This window comes from Bradyrhizobium sp. UFLA05-89, from assembly GCF_059803475.1.
The window spans coordinates 122781-144512 of sequence record NZ_JBANBA010000004.1; the positions used below are offsets into that span (position 1 = coordinate 122781).

The 21732-nt window shown below is 62.7% G+C and carries 18 protein-coding genes; 7 read left to right on the forward strand and 11 right to left on the reverse strand.

Going from position 1 to position 21732, the window contains the following annotated elements; translation table 11 throughout:
* Positions 1 to 19 precede the first annotated feature (19 nt).
* The 8 genes from SO139_RS03815 to SO139_RS03850 form a co-directional block, all read right to left on the reverse strand.
* Positions 20 to 1132, reverse strand: coding sequence for an ABC transporter ATP-binding protein (locus tag SO139_RS03815; RefSeq protein ID WP_449378039.1), 1113 nt, complete (start codon positions 1130 to 1132; stop codon positions 20 to 22).
* A 4-nt stretch (positions 1133 to 1136) separates the two neighbouring features.
* On the reverse strand, positions 1137 to 2084 hold the full coding sequence (locus SO139_RS03820) for a carbohydrate ABC transporter permease (RefSeq protein ID WP_449378038.1): 948 nt from the start codon (positions 2082 to 2084) through the stop codon (positions 1137 to 1139).
* Positions 2081 to 3028: a carbohydrate ABC transporter permease gene (locus SO139_RS03825; RefSeq protein WP_449378130.1), complete on the reverse strand. Its 948-nt coding sequence runs from the start codon at positions 3026 to 3028 to the stop codon at positions 2081 to 2083. The genes SO139_RS03820 and SO139_RS03825 overlap by 4 nt, the downstream gene beginning before the upstream one ends.
* Before the next feature lie 141 nt (positions 3029 to 3169).
* A complete protein-coding gene (locus SO139_RS03830) occupies positions 3170 to 4435 on the reverse strand; it encodes an ABC transporter substrate-binding protein (RefSeq protein ID WP_449378037.1) in 1266 nt (421 codons plus the stop codon).
* Positions 4436 to 4587: 152 nt separating this feature from the next.
* Positions 4588 to 5361, reverse strand: a complete 774-nt coding sequence (locus tag SO139_RS03835; RefSeq protein WP_449378036.1) for an enoyl-CoA hydratase/isomerase family protein — start codon at positions 5359 to 5361, stop codon at positions 4588 to 4590.
* Positions 5358 to 6947 (reverse strand): acyl CoA:acetate/3-ketoacid CoA transferase, encoded by a 1590-nt coding sequence (locus SO139_RS03840; RefSeq protein ID WP_449378035.1) that lies wholly within the window; start codon positions 6945 to 6947, stop codon positions 5358 to 5360. The genes SO139_RS03835 and SO139_RS03840 overlap by 4 nt, the downstream gene beginning before the upstream one ends.
* An 8-nt stretch (positions 6948 to 6955) precedes the next feature.
* Positions 6956 to 7951 (reverse strand): Gfo/Idh/MocA family protein, encoded by a 996-nt coding sequence (locus tag SO139_RS03845; RefSeq protein WP_449378129.1) that lies wholly within the window; start codon positions 7949 to 7951, stop codon positions 6956 to 6958.
* A 5-nt stretch (positions 7952 to 7956) separates the two neighbouring features.
* Positions 7957 to 9003, reverse strand: a complete 1047-nt coding sequence (locus SO139_RS03850) for a LacI family DNA-binding transcriptional regulator (protein WP_449378034.1) — start codon at positions 9001 to 9003, stop codon at positions 7957 to 7959.
* A gap of 179 nt (positions 9004 to 9182) precedes the next feature.
* On the opposite strand from SO139_RS03850, the gene SO139_RS03855 reads away from it, so the two are divergent.
* Positions 9183 to 9956, forward strand: coding sequence for a 3-ketoacyl-ACP reductase (locus SO139_RS03855; RefSeq protein ID WP_498539688.1), 774 nt, complete (start codon positions 9183 to 9185; stop codon positions 9954 to 9956).
* Between the two features lie 122 nt (positions 9957 to 10078).
* On the opposite strand, the gene rhaI is transcribed toward SO139_RS03855, so the two are convergent.
* Together rhaI and SO139_RS03865 are read right to left on the reverse strand one after the other, a co-directional pair.
* Positions 10079 to 11377: an L-rhamnose catabolism isomerase gene (gene rhaI, locus SO139_RS03860; RefSeq protein WP_449378032.1), complete on the reverse strand. Its 1299-nt coding sequence runs from the start codon at positions 11375 to 11377 to the stop codon at positions 10079 to 10081.
* The gene (locus SO139_RS03865) at positions 11374 to 13470 is read right to left on the reverse strand and encodes a bifunctional rhamnulose-1-phosphate aldolase/short-chain dehydrogenase (protein WP_449378031.1); all 2097 of its coding nucleotides are present in this window, start codon (positions 13468 to 13470) and stop codon (positions 11374 to 11376) included. The genes rhaI and SO139_RS03865 overlap by 4 nt, the downstream gene beginning before the upstream one ends.
* A gap of 184 nt (positions 13471 to 13654) precedes the next feature.
* Between SO139_RS03865 and SO139_RS03870 the strand changes: the two genes are divergently transcribed.
* The 6 genes from SO139_RS03870 (at position 13655) to SO139_RS03895 (ending at position 20634) form a co-directional block, all read left to right on the forward strand.
* Positions 13655 to 14467, forward strand: a complete 813-nt coding sequence (locus SO139_RS03870) for a DeoR/GlpR family DNA-binding transcription regulator (RefSeq protein WP_449378030.1) — start codon at positions 13655 to 13657, stop codon at positions 14465 to 14467.
* A gap of 2 nt (positions 14468 to 14469) precedes the next feature.
* On the forward strand, positions 14470 to 16011 hold the full coding sequence (locus SO139_RS03875; RefSeq protein WP_449378029.1) for a sugar ABC transporter ATP-binding protein: 1542 nt from the start codon (positions 14470 to 14472) through the stop codon (positions 16009 to 16011).
* Positions 16008 to 16994, forward strand: coding sequence for an ABC transporter permease (locus SO139_RS03880; protein ID WP_498539689.1), 987 nt, complete (start codon positions 16008 to 16010; stop codon positions 16992 to 16994). Before SO139_RS03875 ends, SO139_RS03880 begins: the two co-directional genes overlap by 4 nt.
* Positions 16991 to 17983 (forward strand): ABC transporter permease, encoded by a 993-nt coding sequence (locus SO139_RS03885; protein ID WP_449378027.1) that lies wholly within the window; start codon positions 16991 to 16993, stop codon positions 17981 to 17983. Before SO139_RS03880 ends, SO139_RS03885 begins: the two co-directional genes overlap by 4 nt.
* 50 nt (positions 17984 to 18033) lie before the next feature.
* Entirely contained in the window at positions 18034 to 19149 is a 1116-nt protein-coding gene (locus tag SO139_RS03890) for an autoinducer 2 ABC transporter substrate-binding protein (RefSeq protein ID WP_449378026.1), read from the forward strand.
* 117 nt (positions 19150 to 19266) lie between these two features.
* On the forward strand, positions 19267 to 20634 hold the full coding sequence (locus tag SO139_RS03895) for an FGGY-family carbohydrate kinase (RefSeq protein WP_449378025.1): 1368 nt from the start codon (positions 19267 to 19269) through the stop codon (positions 20632 to 20634).
* A gap of 95 nt (positions 20635 to 20729) precedes the next feature.
* On the opposite strand, the gene SO139_RS03900 is transcribed toward SO139_RS03895, so the two are convergent.
* Positions 20730 to 21620 carry a LysR substrate-binding domain-containing protein gene (locus SO139_RS03900; protein WP_449378024.1) on the reverse strand — a complete coding sequence of 297 codons (891 nt, stop codon included), beginning with the start codon at positions 21618 to 21620 and terminating at the stop codon, positions 20730 to 20732.
* Positions 21621 to 21732: the final 112 nt, after the last annotated feature.

A 21732-nucleotide genomic window follows, 5' to 3' on the forward strand; every position in this document is an offset into this window, starting at 1 on the left:
CAGCTCTCGCAGCGCTCGATCAGATGCGGCGTGTCGTCTCTGGATCGAACAGCACCGCCTTGTCGAGGTTGAACGCGAAGGTGTGCTGTTGTCCGAGCCGGACGTCGGCATCGGCTCGCATGCGAGCGGTCACCTCCTTGCCCGCGACCCGGATGACGACATAGGTATCCGATCCGGCAGGTTCGATGATCTCCACACCTGCATCGAACCGGACCACCGATCTGGCGTTGCGGTCCATGCTTTCGTCATCGTTCACGGCCTCGGGACGAATGCCGAAGATCACCTTGGCACCGTCCTTGAGCGCGGTAGCATCCGCGCTCGCCGGTACCGGCAGCATGATCGATGAGCCATCCTTGCGCGCGAGCGCGATACGCTGCTGGCCATCCGCCTGGGTAACGGTACCCTCCAGCAAGTTCATCGCCGGCGACCCCATGAAGTCCGCGACAAACATGTTGGCGGGACGATTATAGATCTCACTCGGGCTTCCCACCTGCTGCAATTCGCCATTCTTCAATACGGCGATCTTGGTCGCCAGCGTCATGGCCTCGATCTGGTCGTGCGTGACATAAACGATCGTCGTACCGGTCGTCTGATGCAGACGCTTGATCTCGACCCGCATGTCGACGCGCAGCTTGGCATCGAGGTTCGACAACGGCTCGTCGAACAGAAAGACACTGGGGCGTCTGACGAGCGCCCGTCCCATGGCGACGCGCTGTCTCTGTCCGCCGGAAAGCTGGCTCGGCCGGCGCGACAGGAGATGTTCGATCTGCAAGGTCTTGGCGACCCCGGCCACCGCCTTGTCGCGCTCCGCTCGGGGAACACCGCGCATCTCCATGCCGAACCCGATGTTCTCGGCGACCGACATGTTCGGGTAGAGCGCATAGGACTGGAACACCATTGCGATGTCCCGCTTTGACGGGTGCAGGTTATTGACGACGGCACCGCCGATGCGGATTTCGCCCGAGGAGATCCCCTCAAGGCCTGCAATGGTGTTGAGCAGAGTCGATTTACCGCAGCCTGACGGACCGACCAGCACCAGAAAGCCGCCCTTCTCGAGCGTGATGTCGATCCCCTTCAGAACCTCGATCGTCCCGAAGCGTTTGCGAAGCGAGCTGATCTCGAGCGTGGCCATCTCTTCATCCCTTTACGGCGCCAGCCATCAGGCCGCGGACAAAATATCGACCGGCAATGACATAGACGAGCAGCGTCGGCGCGGCGGCGATGATCGCGGCCGCCATGTTGACGTTGTATTCGACCACACCCGTCGAGGTGTTGACGAGATTGTTGAGCGCAACCGTCATCGGTGCGGTATCGCCGGCCGCAAAGGTTGAGCCGAACAGGAAATCGTTCCAGATATTGGTGAATTGATAGATCACGGTGACGATGATGATCGGCGTGGAGTTCGGCAGCAGGATCCGGCGGAAGATCTGGAAGAAGCTCGCACCATCGATCATCGCGGCCTTGATGAGTTCGGACGGAAACGCCGCGTAATAGTTGCGGAAGAACAGGGTGGTGAATCCGAGGCCATAGATGACGTGCACGATCACCAGATTGACCGTCGCGTTGCCGAGACCGAACGACCAGCCGGTCAGGTCAGCCAGTTCGACCCCGATGCGGCCGAGCATACCGAGGATCACGGCCATCGGGATGATGACCGACTGGAAGGGGATGAAGCAGGCGAACAGCATCATGCCGAACACGAGCTTGTGGCCGGGAAAGCTCCACTTGGTCAGGACGTAGCCGTTCAATGCGCCGAGCAGAGTCGAGATCAGAACTGCCGGAACGACCATCTTCACCGAGTTGAAGAAATAGCCACTGATCCCGCGCGTCTCCGACACCCCGATGCGTGCCTCGCCCCATGCCATGGACCAGGGCGCGAACGTCAGGTGCCGCGGGAGAGCGAACATGTTGCCGCCGGTGACCTCATCCAACGGCTTGAGCGACGTCATCACCATGACCAGGAGCGGCACGAGATAAACGAGCGCGAACAGAAACAACAGGCCATAGATGACGATCCGTGTCGTCCGAGAATGACCCGGACCACGGCGCGCCGGCGCTGACGTGATCAGATCCGCGGCGCTCATCGGTTCTGCTCCCTGGTTTCGGAGTAGATGTAGGGCACCATGATCGCCGCGATCGTCATCAGCATGATCACCGCGCTGGCCGATCCAACCGCCATCTGGTTGCGAGTGAACGTATAGGAGTACATGAATGTTGACGGCAGCTCCGCCGCCCCGCCGGGGTTCTTGCCGGTCACCGACAGCACGAGGTCATAGGATTTGATCGCCATATGGGCCAGAACGATCAGGGCCGAGAAGAAGACCGGGCGTATGATCGGAATGACGATGCGGCGGTAGGTCTGGTAGGTCGAGGCGCCGTCGATCTGTGCCGCCTTGAGGATTTCGCCATCAACACCGCGCAGTCCCGCAAGAAACATCGCCATGACGAAACCCGAGCTCTGCCAGATGCCGGCGATCGCGACGCAATAGATCATCATCTTCGGATCGACCACCCAATCGAAATGGAAGCTGGTCCATCCCCAATCGTGCAAGGCGTTTTCCAGGCCGATACGCGGATCGAGAAACAATTTCCAGGCCGTGCCGGTCACGATGAATGACAGCGCCAGCGGATAGAGATAGATCGGCCGCAAAATGCCTTCGCCGCGAATCTTCTGATCGAGCAGGATCGCCAGCAACAGGCCGAGAAACAGGCAGAAAAAGATGTAGAGGCCGCCGAACAGACCCATGTTGACGAGGGCGGTGTACCAGTTCGACGGCGGGTCGGTCTCGAAGGTCCAGTTCCACAGCCGCACGTAGTTGGTAAAGCCGATCAGGTTTGTGGTCGGAAACGCCTTCGAACTCGTGAACGACAGAAACAGGGTCCAGAGATTGAAGCCGTAGACGAAGACCAGCACGAGCAGGAACGACGGCGCCAGCACAAGCCTTGGCAGCCAGTCCTGAAGCCTTCCGCGCAGAGACGGGCCGAGCTTCCGCCGGGCCATTGCGGTTGCCGCCTCGCGTTCGGTCATCGCGGTCATGATGATCCTCCGAAAGCCACACCCCGCCGCCGCGACGAGCCCTGACGGCGACGCAGGCGCAGCGATGACTTCGATTTCAATAGCCTCTCCCGTTTACAGAGCAGAGCAAACGGGAGAGGAGCCGCTGCGCCACTACTTGGCGGCGTTGATTGCCTTCACCAGCTCAGTTACGGCGATATCCGACGTCTTGATGCCGCCATGCATGAACTTCGTCACGACATCGTAGTACGCCGTGGCGATGGCTGGCGGCTGGGCGTAGTTCTGGGCGAGCGAGCCGAAGAACGTTCCCTTCGCGTTGGCCGCCTTGACGTCCGCGATGCCCTTCTTTCCGCAGATGTCGAAGGCCGCATCCGAAACATCCAGTCTCGCCGGCACGGAGCCCTTGATGACGTTGAACGCCGACTGGACTTCGGGGCTTATCGTCACCTCTGCGAGTGCAAGCTGCGCCGCCTGGCGGTCCGCCGGGACCTTGAAGAAGGCGAACATGTCGGAGTTATAGAACACCGATCCGTCCGTCCCCGGGAAGCGGTAGCACAGGAAATCCTTGCCGGCTTCCTTGTGGGCTGCTGCGAACTCCCCCTTGGCCCAGTCCCCCATCACCTGCACGAGCGCATCGCCCTTGATCACCATCGCGGTGGCCAGATTCCAGTCGCGACCAGTGTAGTTCGGGTCGACATAGTCGCGCAGCTTGGCGAGGTTGTCGAAAGCCTTCTTCATCGTGTCCGACTTGAGCGCGCTCTCGTCGAGATCCACGAACGCCTTCTTGTAGAACTCGGTGCCACCGGTCGACGCGACGATCGAATCGAACATCGTCGCTTCCTGCCAGGGCTGGCCGCCAAGCGCGAGCGGAACGACGCCGGCTTTTTTCGCCTTGTCGAGCAGTGCGACGAATTCGTCGAAGTTCTTGGGCTCCGTGCCGCCAATTTTCTCCATGACGGCCTTGTTCAGCCAGATCCAGTTGACGGAGTGGATGTTGACAGGAACGGCGCCCCATTTGCCGTTGGTCTTGGCGAACTTCTGCAGCGCCGCCGGGATGAGCTTGTCCCAGCCCTCCTTGTCGGCAAGCTTGGAGATATCGGCAAGCGAACCTTGCTCGGCGTACTCGAGCGCGTAGTAGCCAAGGATCTGCGATGCCGTCGGCGGATTGCCCGCGGCGACATTGGCCTTCAGTGTGGTCATCGCCGCGCCACCGCCGCCGCCAGCAACCGGCACGTCCTTCCAGGCGTATCCCTGCTTGGCGACGGCCTGCTTAATGACGTCGAGCGCGGCCGCTTCGCCACCTGACGTCCACCAATGCAGCATCTGCACTTCCTTGATGTCCGCCGCGTGCGCCAGCGTCCCATAGCTGATGGTGACGGCAGCCAAAGCCGTCGAGATCAGAAATGCGCGGAACTTCATACGCGTGTCCCTTCCCTTTTTTGGTCGTTTCCTGCCGGAAGCGGTCCGGCACCGTTTCGAGAGGCCGGTTCGGCTCTTGAATATCATTATCGTTGTCGTCTGCGGTTGCCGCCGAACCCATAAGAAGCGGCCCGCCTTCCGAAGCTCCTTTCCTAGTGTCCAACAAAACGAGGGGCGCGCTTGCCCCTGAAGGCGGCAACGCCCTCGGCGAGATCATCGGTCGTGGCGGTGAGCGCGCCAGCAAGCCCTTCGATGGGGGCGTCACTGTCCTCCCCTTCGGCCGCATTAATCATGGCCTTGACGATCTGCACGGCAAGTGGGCCGCGCGCGGCAACGTCAGACGCCAGGCTTTCGGCGCGTGTCAGTGCTTGGCCATCGTCGGTCACTTCGTCGACCAGACCGAGCTCGCAACCTTCTTCGGCGGTGAACAGACGTCCCGTGAGTGCCATGCGGCGCACGACGGAGGCGCCGAAGCGGCGAACCAGTCGCTGCGTTCCCGACCAGCCAGGCGCCATGCCCAGTCCCGTCTCCGGAAGCCCGAGCTTGATGCCGCGCTCGGCGATACGTATGTCCGCCACCGCGGCGAGTTCCAGTCCACCGCCGAATGCGTGGCCGGTGAGCGCCGCAATGAGCGGCACGCGCAGGCGCGCCAGCGCCTCGAACGCGCGATGGCCCGCACGCGTCCAATCGCGCCACATGTCGAGCGCCGGCAAGCCGCCCCAGGCTGCAATATCGCCGCCGGCGCAAAATGCCTTGCCTTCGCCGAACAGGATCGCCACGCGGGTCTCGCGCGAGGCCTCGATGGCCCGCGCCGCCTCGCCGAGCGCCTCGATCATGTCGCGATCAAGCGCATTGAGCTTATCGGGGCGCTTGAGGCCGAGACGGGCGATCGATCCCTGGAAGGTCAATTCGACAAACGGGCTCAAGCTGCCCTCCGCAATTCGAGGCCAATCGGTTCGGGACGGAACAGCACGGCCGGCATCAACTTGAGATTGCCCGCCACTCGCAGTGGGAATTCCGATTGTGCAAGCACGTCACGCTGCAAGTCAACACCGGGCGCGATCTCGACGACTGTGACGCCTTCGGGCTCGAGCCTCAAGACGCAACGTTCGGTGACGTAGACGATCTCCTGCCCCTGCGCGACCGCCTGCCTGCCCGAAAACGACACCTGCTCGACCTCGTTGACGAGCTTTTTGACTTTCCCTTCCCTGGCAATCCGCAACGAGCCATCGGCGATCTCGAGGCCTGCGCCCGCGGTGAAGTAGCCGGAGAACACGATCCGCTTGGCCCGCGCCGTGATGTCGACAAAGCCGCCAGCCCCGGCCGTCACATGGGGACGGAGGCCGAGCTTGGAAACGTTGACCGAGCCTGAGCGGTCGATCTGCAGAAACGAGAGCAGCGACATGTCGAAGCCGCCACCCTGGAAATAGGTGAATTGATGTGGCGACTGGACGATCGCCTCGGCATTCGACGCACAGCCGAACTGAAAATCGAGCAGCGGAACACCGCCGATGGCGCCCTGCTCGATCACCCAGGTGACCGCACCGTGCCGGCCTTCCTCGATCAGAATACGCGGGACGTTGGCCGAAATGCCGAACCCGATGTTGACGGCGTCGCCGTCGCGAAGCTCCATCGCGACGCGACGTGCGATGGCTTTGCCGACGTCGAATTTTGGCGTCTCGAACGAGGCGATTGGCCGAAAGATCTCACCGGAAATCGCGGGCTCATACGGCGTGTTCGTGGTCTGGAGTTGGTCCGGAGCCACGACGATCACATCGACGAGCACGCCTGGCACGACCACGTCATGAGGACGCAAGGTGCCGGCAGCCGCAAGGCGCTTGACCTGTGCGATCACGAGGCCGCCATTGTTGCGCACGCTCAGCGCCTGGTCGAGCGGCCCGAGAATGCCGCCCTCGTGCTCGTACGAAAGATTGCCGCGTTCGTCCGCAGTGGTGGCGCGAATGATCGCGACCTGCGGAATGATGCTCGGGAAGAACAGCCAGTCCTCGCCGGCGAAGTTCACCCGACTGACGATCGGCTCGGAAGCAGCCTTGCCGTTCATTGCGCAGCCTTCACGCGCTGGGTCGACGAAGGTGTCCATGCCGACCTTGGTCAGCACGCCCGGGCGCTTTGCAGCGGCTTCGCGGTGCATGTCGAACAGGATTCCCGACGGCACATTGTAGGCGGGAATGCTGTTCCCCGAGATCATCTCCCAGATCGCGGGGGGAGCGGCCGAGGAAGGGCCGGACGGATAAGAGCCGGCCAGGACCTTCTTGAGGCATCCAGGCTTGGCGATGTGATCGATGCCTTTGACGCCCCACATGTCGCCAGCAGCGATCGGATGCAGCGTCGTCAGGTTGCGCGGGTGGCCGTCGGCTTCAAATCTTGCGCCGATGGCGGCGAGCACCGCATCCGGGCAGCCCAGCCCGGATGACGAAGAGACCGTCACAACGGCACCGTCGGGTATCAGATGGGCCGCCTCAGAAGCGCTCAAGACCTTCGTTCGTGCCATAGTCCGCCTCAGGTCGCCAGATCGATGGGCGTCTCGTGCCCCGTTCGTGCAGCCTCACGCGTCGACAGCGCGAGGCTCAGAGACTTGATTCCATCCTCGCCCGTTGCAGAGGGTGCCCCACGGCCCGCGACCGCATCGCCGAAGAGGCGCACCGCCCGCAGATAGAGATTCTCGTGCGCGACCGTGAGCTGCCTCTCGCCGTCTTTGGTCCGCAGCAGGACCTCGCCTTTCGGCTGCTGGGTCATACAGTCGATCCCGATCAGCGACCCCTCTTCGCCGTGGACCTCGAAGCCGGTCACCGCGTATCTGGTCGTGAAGGCGTCGTGGAACTGGGCAATCAGCCCGCTTTCAAAGCGGACGACCCCCATGACGCCGTCTTCGAGACCTGCCTGGCCCATACCACCCCGCGAGGTCATCGCGGTCACGGCAACAGGCTCCTCGTCGAGCACGAAACGCATGGTGTCGGCATCATGAACGGTGATGTCGAGCACCACGCCGCCACCCGACCCCGGCCGCTCGATCCGCCAGCCCTGCAGATGCGGCGGCAGGTAGACCGAATGAAACACGCGGGCAAACAGCGGCTTGCCGATGTGGCCGGCCTTGATCGCGGCATGAATTGCGCGATGGGTGGCCGCATTGCGCAAATGATGGTTCGTCCCCATTTGCACGCCCGCCGCCTTGCAGGCCGCAACCATCCGCTTGGCATCCGCCAAATTCAGTGCGAGCGGCTTCTCACACAGAACGTGTTTTCCGGCCGCAGCTGCGGCCAGCGTTTGCGAGCAATGATGCTCGTTCGTTGTCGAGATATAGACCGCATCGATACCGCTTCCGAGCAACGCCTCGAGATCCGTCGTTGCGGTCGCGATTCCATTCTCGCCGGCAAAGCGCTGCGCGCGCTCCGGATCGCTGCTCATCACGGCTACCACCTCGCCATTCCCCCCGCGGATGGCCTCGATCACCCACTCGCGCGCGATCGTACTTGCACCGATCAATCCCCAACGCAGGCCACTCAAGATGCGATCCTCCGTTTGAATGTCGCTCCACAACTCTCCCGAACGACCAAGCGCGCTTCGCCGACATAGCTCTCGAGACGACGCTCGCCCTCGTTGATCTGCCTCAGCAACATCTGCGCTGCGCGTTCTCCGAGACTGCCGGCATCGACCGAGACGGTGGTCAGAGCGGGAGAGACATGACGGGCCTCGGCGGTGTCATCGAAACCGACGACGGCAACATCGCGCCCGACGGTCAACCCCTGTCGTGCGATCGCCAACATCGCGCCGATGGCCACGACGTCGTTGAAGCAAACCACCGCCGTCGGTCGCCTCTCCGACGACAACAGGCGCTTCATTGCGTCGAAGCCGCCATCCTTCGTTGGCATGCTCTCAATGATCCGCGCGGGCTCGACGGCAAGTCGCGCCTGCTCCATGGCGCCGGCAAATCCGGCGACACGGTCCTGGAAGACGACCATCCGGCCGACACCGCCAACGAAAGCGACATCGCGATGGCCGAGCTCGATGAGATGTTCGGTCGCCCGCGTTGCACCAGCCAGATTGTCGGAAACCACCAGCGAGGCCCGGGCTCCGATGATCCGCCGGATCGCGAGCACGATGGGCAAACGCGCCTCGAGCCGCGAGATCTCCGCCACATCGGTATCGAGCGCCGGACTAAGGATCAGGCCGGCGGCGCCATGCTCCCGCATTGAGCGCACCACCTCGGCCTGCCGGACGACGCTCTCGGCAGTATTGGCGATGAACGGAACAAACCCGGAGTTTTGCAGGGCTCGCTCGATGCCAATGGCAAGCTCGGCAAAAAACGGGTTCGACAGATCATTGATCACCATTCCGACGATGTCGGCCCTCGCGCGGCGCAAGCTCGCAGCACCACGGTTGTAGACATAGCCGAGAGCGTCCATCACGCCTGCCACGCGCTGGCGCGTCTCCTCTTTGACGAGAGGACTCCTCTTGAGCACAAGCGACACCGTCGACTTCGACACCCCCGCCGACTTGGCAATGTCGAGGATCGTCACCGCACGAGATTTGCGCCCCGCACGCGCCATGCCCTTCGCGAGCCTCCCTGAATTTGGAACGTTCCAAATACTCCTATTCTTCTTGACGCGCAAGGCTCGAAATTGCGGCTACTGCGGAATTTTGACCTCAAACGTCAGACGCTTCATATTATAGAACGTTCCAAATAGTGCCCGTTCGCTTCGGCGCGAGCGCATGGAAGGAAACCGATATGGATGATCAGCGACGACCTAGCGCTTTGGTGACGGGAGCGGGACGCGGCATCGGCCGCGCAATCGCGCTCGCTCTATCGGAAGCCGGCTTCTCGATCATCGTGAATGATCTTCCTGGCTCGGAAGATCTCGACGAGACGCTGGCAGCCATCCGCGAAGCAGGCGGGGATGCAAAGGCCATCAGCCTGGATATTTCGCGGGTCGAGCAGCACCATCAATTCGTGGACGACGCCTGGAATGCCTTTGGCGGCATCGACTGCCTCGTCAACAATGCTGGTGTATCCGTCAGCGTGCGCGATGATCTCCTGAAGATGACACCGGAGAGCTACGACCGCATCATGAATATCAACCTGCGCGGCCCCTTCTTCCTGACTCAGGAGGTCGCGCGGCGGATGATCGGCGCGCAATCGCAGCACTTTCGCAGCATCATCACGATCTCGTCGATCAATGCCGAGTTCGCCTCGATTGACCGCGGAGAGTACTGCGTCTCCAAGACGGGACTGTCCATGATGGCCCGACTTTTCGCGATCCGGCTTGCCGATCACGGCATCGGGTCCTACGAGCTTCGGCCAGGGATCATCCGAACGCAAATGACTGCCGTCGCCAAGGATAAGTACGACCGGCTCATTGGCGAGGGTCTCACGCCTATCAAGCGCTGGGGTGAACCCGAGGATATCGGAAAAGCCGTCGCCACCTTGGCGATAGGCCAACTCGGCTATTCGACGGGAGATGTCATCCACGTCGATGGCGGCCTGGCGCTGCGGAAGCTCTGACGGCGGATGGAGGCCTATCGCCTAAAGCGCGATGAGATTGGGACGCATCGTCATCGCGCTTTAGGTTATTGCTTGAGCATGATCCTTTCGGAAAACCGCTTCACACTTTTCCGGATCATGCTCTACACAATCCCCGCCGACGTTCCGGCGATGGCGGGACGCTCCCTCGCCTTTTGCGCGCGATAACCGGATGCGCGATAGGCCGCGATCGGCGCGATCGCACCGCCGGCGCGCAGGCGGGCAATGGCGAGCAGTGGCGAGACGTCGGTCGTGAAGGCGCGCTTCAATTCGAGATGTGCGCCGAGCGCGTCATTGGACTCTTGCGCCGCTTCGAGTGCTGCGCGATCGACGATGAGCGCCTGCGCATAGGCGCGCTGCAGCTCGATCGCCGATTGCATCAGGCTCTCGATCGGATCGGTCACGTTATGCGACTGGTCGATCATATAAGCTGGCGCAAAGCCTTCCGCCTTGCGACGCTCGGCGTCGATCAGCTCGTTGAAGACGAGAAACAGCCGGAACGGCTCGACCGAGCCGCTGTCGAGATCGTCGTCACCATATTTTGAATCGTTGAAATGGAAGCCTGCGAGCTTGCCGAAGCGAACGAGCCGGGCGACGATCTGCTCGATATTCACGTTCGGCGCATGATGGCCGAGATCGACGAGGCAATACGCCTTGGGCCCGAGCTCCTGCGCAACGGCAAAACTCGAACCCCAATCCGAGATCACGGTCGAGTAGAACGCCGGCTCGTAGAGCTTGTGCTCGAGGAACACCCGCCAATCAGCAGGGAGTGCGGCGACGATCTCGCGCATCGCGTCGATATAGCGGTCGAGCGCCTTGGTCAGATTCGATTGGCCGGCAAAGTTCGAGCCGTCGGCGATCCAGACGGTCAGCGCATTCGAGCCAAGCTTGCGGCCGATCTCGATGCACTCGATATTGTGCGCGATCGCCTGAGCGCGCACGCGCGCATCGGTATGCGACAACGAACCGAACTTGTACGAAAGCTCCTGCCCCGCCTGATCCTGGAACGTGTTGGAATTGACCGCGTCGAAGGCAAGGCCATGCGTCGCGGCTTTTTCGCGCAAGGCTGCATAGTCGTCGACCTTGTCCCACGGAATGTGCGGCGAGATCGCAGGGGTTGCCCGCGCCAGTTGCTGGATTACGGCGCAATCGTCGATCTTCTCGAAGACATTGCGCGGCTCACCTGGCCCCGGAAAGCGGGCAAATCGCGTCCCCCCCGTGCCGACGCCCCAGGTCGGAATGGCGACGCCGAAGGCCATGACCTTCTGGACCAAGGCGTCCGCGTCGATCCCGTGCCGCGCCAGTGTGCGCTTCAGGGCATCGAAGTCTTCAGTGGTTGCGTCTTCGAGCCGCGCGTTCTGCTTGGCGACGAAATCCGCGCTGATCGAGAACGGCGTGCTCATCGCGTGAAGGCCTGGGCGTTGCCGGCATCGACATTAAGAATGTTGCCGGTCGATTTGGCCGAAAGGTCGGACGCGAAGAAGTAGACACCCTCCGCAATATCCTCGGGGAAAACCGACAGTTTGAGCATCGAGCGCTGGCGATAGACTTCCTCGAGTTGATCTTCGGTGACCTTGTTGGACGCCGCACGCTGCTGACGCCACTCGCCTTCCCAGATCTTCGAGCCGCGCAGCACCGCATCCGGATTGACCGTGTTGACGCGAATGCCATGCGCCGCGCCTTCCAGCGCCAGGCAGCGGGCGAGATGGATCTCCGACGCCTTGGCTGCGCAATAGGCCGAAGCGCCCGCCGAAGCGGCAAGGCCGTTCTTCGAGGCGACGAAGATGATGGCGCCACCAATGTTCTGACGCTGCATCAGCCGGAACGCCTCGCGCGAGACAAGGAAATAGCCAGTGGCGAGAATGTCCATGTTCTTCTGCCACAGTCCAAGACTCGTGTCCTCCACCGGCGAGGCCGAGGCAATCCCCGCGTTCGAGACGACGATGTCGACACCGCCAAATGCGCGCGCGGCCTGTTCGAACGAAGCGACCACTGCTGCCTCGTCAGTCACGTCGAGCTTCACGCCGATCGCCGCGTCGCGGCCATGGCGTTTCGTGATCGCCGCAACGCGCTCGTTCAGCGCCTTCTCGTCGATATCGGCAATGACGAGGCAAGCGCCTTCATCGAGCAACCGCTGCGCGGTCGCTCCGCCAATGCCGCCGGCACCGCCGGTCACATAGGCGATCCGCCCGGCAAGCGATTTCGGCTTGGGCATGCGCTGGAGCTTGGCCTCCTCCAGCAGCCAATATTCGATGTTGAAGGCCTCCTGCTCGGCAAGGCCGACATAGGCACTGACGCCCGAGGCGCCACGCATGACGTTGATTGCGTTGACATAGAATTCGGCCGCAACGCGCGCCGTCGCCTTGTCCTTGGCAAACGTGAACATGCCGATTCCCGGAGCGAGATACACGACCGCGTTGGGATCGCGCATGGCCGGTGTGTCAGGATGTTTGCAGCGCTCGTAATAGGCCGCGTAGTCGCGCCGGTACGCGGCGAGGACGTCGTCGAGGCCAGCGATCACCTCGTCGAGATTGTCGCGCACGGGATCGTAGGGCAGCAGCAATGGCCGGATCTTGGTACGAAGAAAGTGATCCGGACAGGAGGTGCCGAGCGGCGCCAACTTCGTCAGCGCGCTGGCGTTGACAAACTCCAGCACCTCCGGGGCATCGGTGAAATGGCCGATCTTGCGCTCGTCGGAGGAGATCTTACCGCGGATCAGCGGCATCAGCCTGGCCGCAATCGCGCGGCGCTTCTCCGGCAAAGCTGTTTCGACCTTGGCACCGCCGAAAGCCGGCTTCTGTTCATGCAACGCAAGCCAATCAGCGGCCTGCTGAATCACGCGCAAGGTCATCTCGTAACAGGCTTTCGACGTCTCGGCCCAGGTGAAGAGCCCGTGGCCGCCGAGAACCACCCCGACATAGTCGGGATGGCGCGTGGCCATCTCGCCGAGTTTCAGGCCGAGATCGAACCCGGGCCGCTGCCACGGCAGGAATCCGAGCTTGCCGCCGAAAACCTCGCGGGTCAGACGCTCAGCGTCGACTGAGGCGGCAATGGCGATGACCGCGTCGGCGTGGACGTGATCGACATGACGGTGCGGCACGAAGGCGTGCAGGGGCGTATCGATCGAAGTCGCGCGCGGATTGAGATCGAAGGTGCAGTGATTGAACAAGGCGACCATCTCGTCCTCATGGGCGAGGCCGCGATAGAGGCCTTTCAGGCTCTCGAGCTTGTCGAGGTACAGCGTTGAAAAGCCGTCCCGCTTCATCGAGCCGAGGTCGCCGCCAGACCCTTTGACCCAGAGCACGCGTGTAGTCTCGCGCGTCAGTGGATCCTTCATCTCGATCTTGGCTGAGGTGTTGCCGCCGCCGAAATTGGTGATGCGCAGATCGGCCCCGAGCAGGTTCGAGCGGTACAGCAACTGACCTGCCTCATCGAGCCCGGCGGCGAGCGCGTCGTCCCAGAGATTTGGCAGGGGCGTGGCCGCGACCTCGCTCATTAGGCATTCTCCCTGTGCTTGATCTCTGGGCAGCTTAGGCCACGGATTCAATCAAGGTCAATCACCGACACTCAGCAGTGCGACGCAATATGATTGATGCGGCGCGATATTGAGCGAATTTGACGGTTTGCAGTTGACCACTCGTCGAGAGCGTGACCTATTTACGGGCAAAAGGGAGGGCGACGTGCACGAGCGGGAACGCTGGCAGGTCATCAAGGCACTCTTGCGTGAGCGGTCGCTGGTGCGCATCGCCGACGCTTGTCGCGCGACCGGCGTCTCCGAAGCCTCGATACGGCGCGATTTCGCCAGGCTTGCCGAGCAAGGTGTCGCGATAAGGGTGCACGGCGGACTCGAAGCCCTGCCGGAAACCGCCAACGCACCGGGCGACGTCCTCTCCCTTGCCACCCGCTCCTTCGACGTCAGCCAGACGCTCAACATCGACGCCAAGCGCGCCATTGCGAAAGCGGCAGTCGCCCTCTGCACCGACGGCGAGACGATCATCATCAATGGCGGCACGACGACGTACCAGATGGGCGAGTATTTGCGCGAGCGCCGTCTGAAGGTGTTGACCAATTCCTATCTGCTCGCCGACGCGCTGATCCACACGTCGAAATGCCGCGTCGCCTTGCCGGGTGGCGAGGTCTATCGTGAGCAGGGAATGATCGTCTCGCCTTTTGAAGAGGATGCGATCCAGCACTATTCGGCGACGCGGATGTTCATGAGCGCAATCTCGATCGGACCGCTCGGCGTGATCGAGGGCGATCCCCTGCTCGCCCGCGCCGAATCCAAACTGCTGAAGCGTGCCGACAAGCTGATCGTGCTGGCCGATTCCTCGAAGTTCGTCTCGCGCGGCAGCCTTGTCGTCTGCCCGCTCTCGCGCATCGATATGCTGATCACCGATTCCGATGCGCCGAGCGACGCACTCGACATGCTGCGCGCACATGGTGTCCGCGTCGTTGTCGTCGATGCGGGCGCTCAAACCATTGCGGCGGCGTGACCATGACAACGGACGCGCACAGTCATCCTCCTGCGGCGCCGCTTCTGTCGGTGCGCGCGGTCGAGAAATCCTTTCCAGGCGTGCGGGCGCTGTCCGGCGTCTCGTTCGACGCTGCCAAAGGCGAAGTCCACGCCTTGCTCGGCGAGAACGGCGCCGGCAAGTCGACGCTGATCAAGATCGTTTCGGGCGTGTTCCCGCCCGATCGCGGCGAGGTTCTCGTGGACGGCAAGCCGGTCGATCTCGCACGGCCGGACGATGCCCGGCGCGCCGGCATCGCCACGATCTATCAGGAGCTGCTGCTGTTTCCGGAGCTCACCGTCGCCGAGAACATCTTCATGGGGCATGCGCCGCGCGCAGGCCTCCGCCGGATCGACTGGCGGGCGATGCGGGAGAAGACAAATGCGCTGCTCGCCTCGCTCGAGATTCATGACCTGCAGGCAGACCGCATCGTCGGCTCGCTCAGCGTCGGCAATCGTCAGCGCGTCGAGATCCTGCGCGCGCTGTCGCAGGACGCGCGCATACTGATCATGGACGAGCCGACCGCGGCTCTGACCGAGTACGACGTGACGCGGCTGTTCGACATTGTGCGCAAGCTGAAAGCCCGCGGTGTCGCCGTGATCTATATCAGCCATCGGCTCGACGAGATTTTCGCGATCGCCGATCGTGTCACGGTGCTGCGCGATGGCGCCCATGTCGCTACCAAGCGCGTTGCCGACACGGACGCGGCCGAACTCGTGCAATTGATGGTCGGCCGCAGGATCGAAAGCCTGTTCCCGAAGATCACGGTTCCAATCGGCAAGCCGGTGCTGGAGGTGAAGAACCTCGAACGACGGCCACTGACGAGGAACGTCTCGCTCACGGTGCGCGCCGGCGAGATCGTCGGCGTTGCCGGCCTCGTCGGCTCGGGTCGCAGCGAGCTGGCGCAAACCATTTTCGGCGTCACGCCGGCCGATAACGGCGAAATCCGGATCGCCGGACACAAGGTCGACATCCGCTCGCCGGCACAGGCACGGTCTTTGGGCGTCGCCTATGTTCCCGAAGATCGCGGCACGCAGGGCCTGGTGCGGCCGATGACGGTGCGCGAGAACTTCAGCCTCGCCGCGCTTGGCAAGATCGCATTCGGCGGCTTCATCGATCGCGGCGCCGAACGAAAGCTCGCCGGCGACGGCGTCAAGCGCTTTGCGGTCAAGACGAGCTCGCTCGAGCAGACCGCCGGCAAGCTCTCCGGCGGCAATCAGCAGAAGATCGTGCTCGGCAAATGGCTCGCCAATGGGCCGAAGCTGTTGATCCTCGACGAGCCGACGCGCGGCATCGATGTGGGCGCCAAGGCCGAGATCCATCGGCTGATGGGCGAGCTTGCGGCCCAGGGGCTCGCCATCCTGATGATCTCGAGCGAGCTGCCAGAAGTGCTCGGCATGAGCGACCGCATCCTCGTGATGCGCGAAGGCCGTATCGTTGCCGAATTCTCGCGCGAAGAAGCAACCCAGGAGTCGATCGGCGCAGCGATGATGGGCAGTCATGACAACGCGGAGGAAGCGGCATGACGACCGTGACCTTGGCCGGCGCCGAGGCTGATCCGCGGCGGCGGCTGAAGGTGCTTGCCTCGCAGGAGGCTTTGCTCGCGATCGCAGTGATCGGACTCGCCATCGCCGTCGGCCTTTACAATCCGCGCTTTCTGGCGGCGCGCAATCTTTCCGACGTGCTGCTCGGCAACGCCTATATCGCAGTCGCGGCAGTCGGCATGTCGATGGTGATCGTTTCCGGCAACATAGATATTTCCGTTGGCGCGCTGATCGGCGTCCTGGCGACGATCAGCGGCACTCTGGCCGTGAACGGCGCGCCGATCGTGGTCGCCTGGCTCGCGGCGCTCGTTGCCGGCGTCCTCGTGATGGCCTTGCAGGGCGCCATCATCGCCTATCTGCGCATTCCGGCGATCGTGGTTACGCTCGGCATGCTGTCGATCCTCAAAGGCGGTCTGATCAGCGTCACCGGCGGCAAATGGATCACCGACCTGCCCGACAGCTTCCATCTCGCCGATATCGAGCTCTTCGGCGTGCTGCCGTTTCCGGTTTTTCTCACGATTTTGGTGACGATCCTGGCCGCCTTGTGGATGCGCTATTCGGCCTCGGGCCGCGCCATCTACGCGGTCGGCGGCAACGCCGAAGCGGCGCGGCTCTGCGGCATTTCGCAGCCGCGCACGATCGTGATGGTCTTCGCGTTGCACGGCTTCTTCGCCGGAGCGGCCGCCCTGCTCTACGCGACGCAGCTGCGCGTCATCCAGTCGACTGTGCCGCCCAATCTCGAGCTGACGATCATCACCGCGTCGGTCGTCGGAGGCGTCAGCATTCTCGGCGGCGTCGGCACGGTTATCGGCTCGACGCTTGCGGCCGTACTGATCGCGGAGATCGCCAGTGCGCTGGTCTTCATCGACGTCTCGCCCTACTGGATCCGCGCGGTCCAGGGCGTGCTCATCCTCGTGACCGTGATCGCCGACATTCTGCGGCGCCGTCGCATGGCCGGAGCATGAGCGCCATGAGCGAAATCCCACTTCCCCAGGCCGCCAAGCGTGTCGTGCCCTGGTGGCTGCTGCGCCACGAGACCATGCTCGCAGTGATCCTGCTCATTGCGCTGATCGTGCTCGGCGGCTTGAACAGTCGTTTCCTCACGCTCGACAATCTGCTCAATCAAGGCAGGCTGACCACCGAGGTCGGGCTGATCGCGCTGCCGATGACCTTCATCATCATCACCGGCGGCATCGATCTCTCGGTCGGCTCGATCGTCGGGCTGTGCGCGATCCTGCTCGGCTATTCCTGGAAGATTTTCGGCTTTCCCTTGCCGTTGGCGATCTGCTTCTCGCTACTCGTCGGCGCCGCGGCAGGTTTCCTCAATGGGATCGTCATCACTAGGGTGAAGGTACCGCCACTGATCATGACGATCGCGACGCTCGCGCTCTATCGCGGGCTCGCCGAAGGGATCAGCCAGGCGCGTTCGGTGCGCGGCTACCCGGAATGGTTCTACTTCATCGGACAGGAAAACCTGTTCGGCGTGCCGGCGCAGCTCTGGCTCTTGCTGATTGCGATCGTGGTCTCGGCGATCGTTCTTGACCGCACCACCTTCGGCCGGACGCTCTATGCGATCGGCAACAACGAGACCGCCGCGCGCTTTTCCGGTTTGCCGGTCGATCGCGTCAAGCTGATCATCTACACGCTATCGGGCTTCATGGCCGGCCTTTCCGCCTGTGTTCTCGTCTCGCGCGTGACCACGACCCGCTCGGACATGGGGATCGGCTATGAGCTCGACGTGATCGCGGCGGTGGTGCTCGGTGGCACCAGCATATTCGGCGGCATCGGCACGATCTGGGGCACGGTGGTTGGCCTCGCAATGATCCAGCTCTTGAAAAACGGACTGGCTCTGACCGGTGTCAAGGGCGACGCGACGATCGTGGTCATCGGCGCGGTGCTCATCCTTTCAACTCTTGTGGCGAGTTCGCTCCAGCGGCGCCGCGACGGCGTTTGATGGAGTGTCTGACCGCGAAAACAGCGGCTTAAACATGGGAGGACAACAAGATGAAGCTCGGATTAGCCTTTGCATTCCTCAGCGCGACGCTGCTGGCCGGAACGGCCTCGGCGGCGGACAAGAGATGGGACGGCGCGGACGACCTGCCGGTCAATCCGCTTGCCTGTTCTGCCGGCGAGGCGAACGCCGCGCCCGCGGCCAAGCCTTATGACGGCGGCCGGCCAACCAATGCGGCCGACAAAGCCGGCAAGCCGATCACGCTGGTTGACGTGCCGAAGCTGATCGGCATCGGTTATTTCAACGCGACCTCGAAAGGCATGCAGGACGCAGCCAAGGCGCTCGGCAATGTCACGGTGAAGACCGACGGCCCGACCGAGGCCAAGATCGACGAGCAGATCAAGTTCATCGACAATTACATCACCAGCGGCGTCGACGGCATTCTCTTCGCCGCCAACGATCCGGTGGCCATCGCGCCGGTCCTGAAGAAGGCTCTGTCGAAGGGCATCCATGTCGTCGGCTATGACGCCAATTCGACGCCGGACGCGCGCGAATGGTTCGTCAATCAGGCCGAGTTCAACGGCATCGCCAAGGCGATGATGGACTCGATGGCCAAGGAGGCCGGCGACGACAAGAGCTTCGCAATCGTCACCTCGACCTTCACGACGCCGAACCAGGCGCGCTGGATCGCCGAAATGTGGGCCTATGCTCAGAAGTGTCATCCCAAGCTGAAATGGCTGGAAACGGTCGAGGCGCAGGAGGACAATAACCTGTCCTTCAACCAGGCGACGACGCTGATCAACAAGCATGGCGACAAGCTGGCTGGCCTGTTCGGCATGACCTCGGTCGCGACACCCGCTTCGGCGGAAGCCGTGACCAAGGCCAAGCTCTGCGGCAAGGTGGCGGTGGTCGGCCTTGCCACCCCGAATGCGATGAAGCCGTATGTCAACGCGGACTGCGTCAAGTCGGTCGTGCTGTGGAATCCGGTCGATCTCGGCTATGCCGCGACCTACGTGATGCGCGCGGTCGTCGACGGCACCCTGAAGCCCGGCGCGACCTCGGTGGACGCAGGCAAGCTCGGCAAGCTGAACGTGGTCAATGGCAGCGAGATCCTGCTTGGCTCGCCCTTCATCTTCACGAAGCAGAACGTCAAGGACTTCGATTTCTGATCTGGACTCGTCGCCCGGCCGCAGAACGCGGTCGGGCGACGCCCTTTTGGTTTTCGCGTCGTGGCCATGACAAACCAGCCGTGACACTCATGACGTCGCCTGTTGAGATGTAGCTTAATGATGGGCCAGACGGTCGCAGTGCTCGACATCGGCAAGACAAATGTAAAGCTTGCCTTGTTCGACGACGGCCGACTTCTCTGGGAAAAGTCGGCGCCCAACCGCATTCGACCAGGCCCGCCCTATCCGCACGAAGACGTTGAGAGCGCGTGGAGCTTCTTCCTCGATGCGCTTGATGAGGCCGCACGCACGCATCAGATCAGCGCCATCGTTCCGACCGCGCATGGCGCAGCCGGGGCTTTGATCGGCGAGAGCGAGCTCGCCGCTCCGGTCATGGACTACGAATTCACGGGCGTAGAAGTGATCGAGCCCGACTATGCCAGTTTGCGGCCACCCTTTTCGGAGAGCCTGTCGCCGAAGCTGCCAGCGGGCCTCAATCTCGGTCGGCAGCTCGCCTATCAGAAGTGGCGCTGTCCGGACCTCTTTGCCAAAGGGAGATATTTCGTCGGCTATCCGCAATATTGGACCTGGCGCCTGAGCGGCGTCGCTGTCTCTGAAGTCACGACACTCGGTGCCCATACGGATCTCTGGGCGCCGCGGCAGGGACAAGTCTCGAGCCTCGTCAAAGCGCTCGGCGTCGACCACTTGCTGCCACCCCTGCGCCGCGCCTTTGATCCGCTCGGTCCGATCAAAGCCGAAATCGCCGCCGCATGCGGGCTGGCGCCGGAAACGCCAGTGTTTTGCGGTATCCACGATTCCAACGCTTCACTTCTGCCCTACCTCGTCTCGCGCCAGGCGCCGTTCACCGTGTTGTCGACCGGCACCTGGGTGATCCTGATGAGCGTGGGCCTTGCTCTCGATCAGCTCGATCCTCGCGACGACACGCTCGCCAACGTCGGCGCGCTGGGCCAACCGATCGCCTGCGGGCGCTTTATGGGCGGACGCGAATACGCCGTCGTCGCGGGCGGCAGCGGCAATCCTGATCGTGACGCGATCGCGCGCGTCATCGCCTCGGGGGCGATTGCCCTACCCTGCTTCTCCGGCCACGGCGGACCTTATGCGGCGACCAAAGGCCTGATCCGCGGCGAAGTCGCAACGCGCGATCGGACCGCGCTTGCGACGCTCTATTGTGCCCTGGTCAGCGATCTGATGCTGACGCGCATGGGAGCGAACAGCGGCGATCTCATCGTCGAGGGGGCCTTCGCCGGCAATCTTCCTTTCTGTCAGACTCTCGGCGCGTTGCGACCGACCCAGCGCGTCTTTGCCGCGGAAGACGCCGCGGGCACGGCCCGCGGTGCCGCAATGCTTGCGCATTGGCCGCCTTCCTACCCCATCGCGGCGCCAATGCCCGTCCCCGCAACTCCGATTTCCGGCCTTGACGCATATCGTGACGTTTGGACGGCGCAGATCAGCCTGATCGGTCGCTGACCGCATCGGCGGCGATGTGAGGTTATGGCTCCGCGATTCCTTGATCGTGCTATGCGATCACAGAACCGGTAGTGGCTGCGCGTTTGAGTGGGATGCTATCCTGTCGCGAGACCAGCTTGGAACCATGTCCGAAGCGCTGCGATGTCGGGGCGCTGCTCCAATCCCATTGCGCATGAAAAATGGTAGGTGTCGCCAGACAAGGTCTGCGCGAACGGCGCCTCCAGCAGGCCCGCTGCAAGAGCATCGGCGATCAGGAGCCGGCTGACTATGACGACGCCGTGGCCGGCAATCGCGGCCTGAACCGCCAGCATGCTATCGGAGAAACGGGGACCTGCATCGGTATCCACCTCCGTGACACGCGCCTGTGCGCACCAGCGGGACCAGTCCGGCGTTAGTGCCGGTCGGGTTCGCCCGTCGATATGGATCAGTGTCGAGCCTCGCAGATCGTCCAGGCGCGATATGCCGAGATGTGGGCTACACACGGGCGTGAACACGTCGACGCAAAGGGGCACGCTGATGGCACCGGGAAATGGCCCGCTCCCATAACGTATGGCTGCTTCGATACCTCCCGGCCGCAGTTCCTCGACGGCATTGGACGTATGCAGCCTGAGATTGATCTCCGGAACTGCCTGCCGCAGTGAATCCAGTCGCGGAATGAGCCAGTGGCTCAGGAATGCCGTTGTGGATGAAAGGGTGACGATCGTTCGTTCAGTGTCCGCCCGCAGCCGCGAGATGGTTCTCTCGATCTCGCCGAAACCGGTCGCGGTAGCCTCGTAGAGAGCTTGGCCCGGCCGGGTCAGCGCCACGGCCCTGAGAGTACGGTCCAGAACGCGAAAGCCCAGATAGGTTTCGAGTTGCCTGATCTGATGGCTGATGGCCGTGGGCGTCACCAGCAATTCTTCCGCTGCGGCCTTGAAGCTTTTCCGCCGCGCCGCCGCCTCGAAGGCGCGCAGCGACGACAATGGCGGCAGGCGCGAAGCGGCCATGATGAATCTGACTCATCTCTAAGCTGAGGATTTCGATTTTTCTCCTTTAGCACATTGGGATTATGATCCCAAAAAGGAACACGCAAATAAAAATTCTCATCAAGAAAAGAAG

Coding starts and splice junctions, on each gene's coding strand:
- SO139_RS03850 (WP_449378034.1), bottom strand. CDS start 9,003: ATGGCGCGTGCGGGGCGCAAATCTCGTGCGGTGACGATCCTCGACATT.
- SO139_RS03825 (WP_449378130.1), bottom strand. CDS start 3,028: ATGACCGAACGCGAGGCGGCAACCGCAATGGCCCGGCGGAAGCTCGGC.
- SO139_RS03865 (WP_449378031.1), bottom strand. CDS start 13,470: ATGAGCGAGGTCGCGGCCACGCCCCTGCCAAATCTCTGGGACGACGCG.
- SO139_RS03885 (WP_449378027.1), top strand. CDS start 16,991: ATGAGCGCCATGAGCGAAATCCCACTTCCCCAGGCCGCCAAGCGTGTC.
- SO139_RS03830 (WP_449378037.1), bottom strand. CDS start 4,435: ATGAAGTTCCGCGCATTTCTGATCTCGACGGCTTTGGCTGCCGTCACC.
- SO139_RS03820 (WP_449378038.1), bottom strand. CDS start 2,084: ATGAGCGCCGCGGATCTGATCACGTCAGCGCCGGCGCGCCGTGGTCCG.
- SO139_RS03895 (WP_449378025.1), top strand. CDS start 19,267: ATGATGGGCCAGACGGTCGCAGTGCTCGACATCGGCAAGACAAATGTA.
- SO139_RS03855 (WP_498539688.1), top strand. CDS start 9,183: ATGGATGATCAGCGACGACCTAGCGCTTTGGTGACGGGAGCGGGACGC.
- SO139_RS03900 (WP_449378024.1), bottom strand. CDS start 21,620: ATGGCCGCTTCGCGCCTGCCGCCATTGTCGTCGCTGCGCGCCTTCGAG.
- SO139_RS03880 (WP_498539689.1), top strand. CDS start 16,008: ATGACGACCGTGACCTTGGCCGGCGCCGAGGCTGATCCGCGGCGGCGG.
- SO139_RS03840 (WP_449378035.1), bottom strand. CDS start 6,947: ATGGCACGAACGAAGGTCTTGAGCGCTTCTGAGGCGGCCCATCTGATA.
- SO139_RS03875 (WP_449378029.1), top strand. CDS start 14,470: ATGACAACGGACGCGCACAGTCATCCTCCTGCGGCGCCGCTTCTGTCG.
- SO139_RS03890 (WP_449378026.1), top strand. CDS start 18,034: ATGAAGCTCGGATTAGCCTTTGCATTCCTCAGCGCGACGCTGCTGGCC.
- rhaI (WP_449378032.1), bottom strand. CDS start 11,377: ATGAGCACGCCGTTCTCGATCAGCGCGGATTTCGTCGCCAAGCAGAAC.
- SO139_RS03815 (WP_449378039.1), bottom strand. CDS start 1,132: ATGGCCACGCTCGAGATCAGCTCGCTTCGCAAACGCTTCGGGACGATC.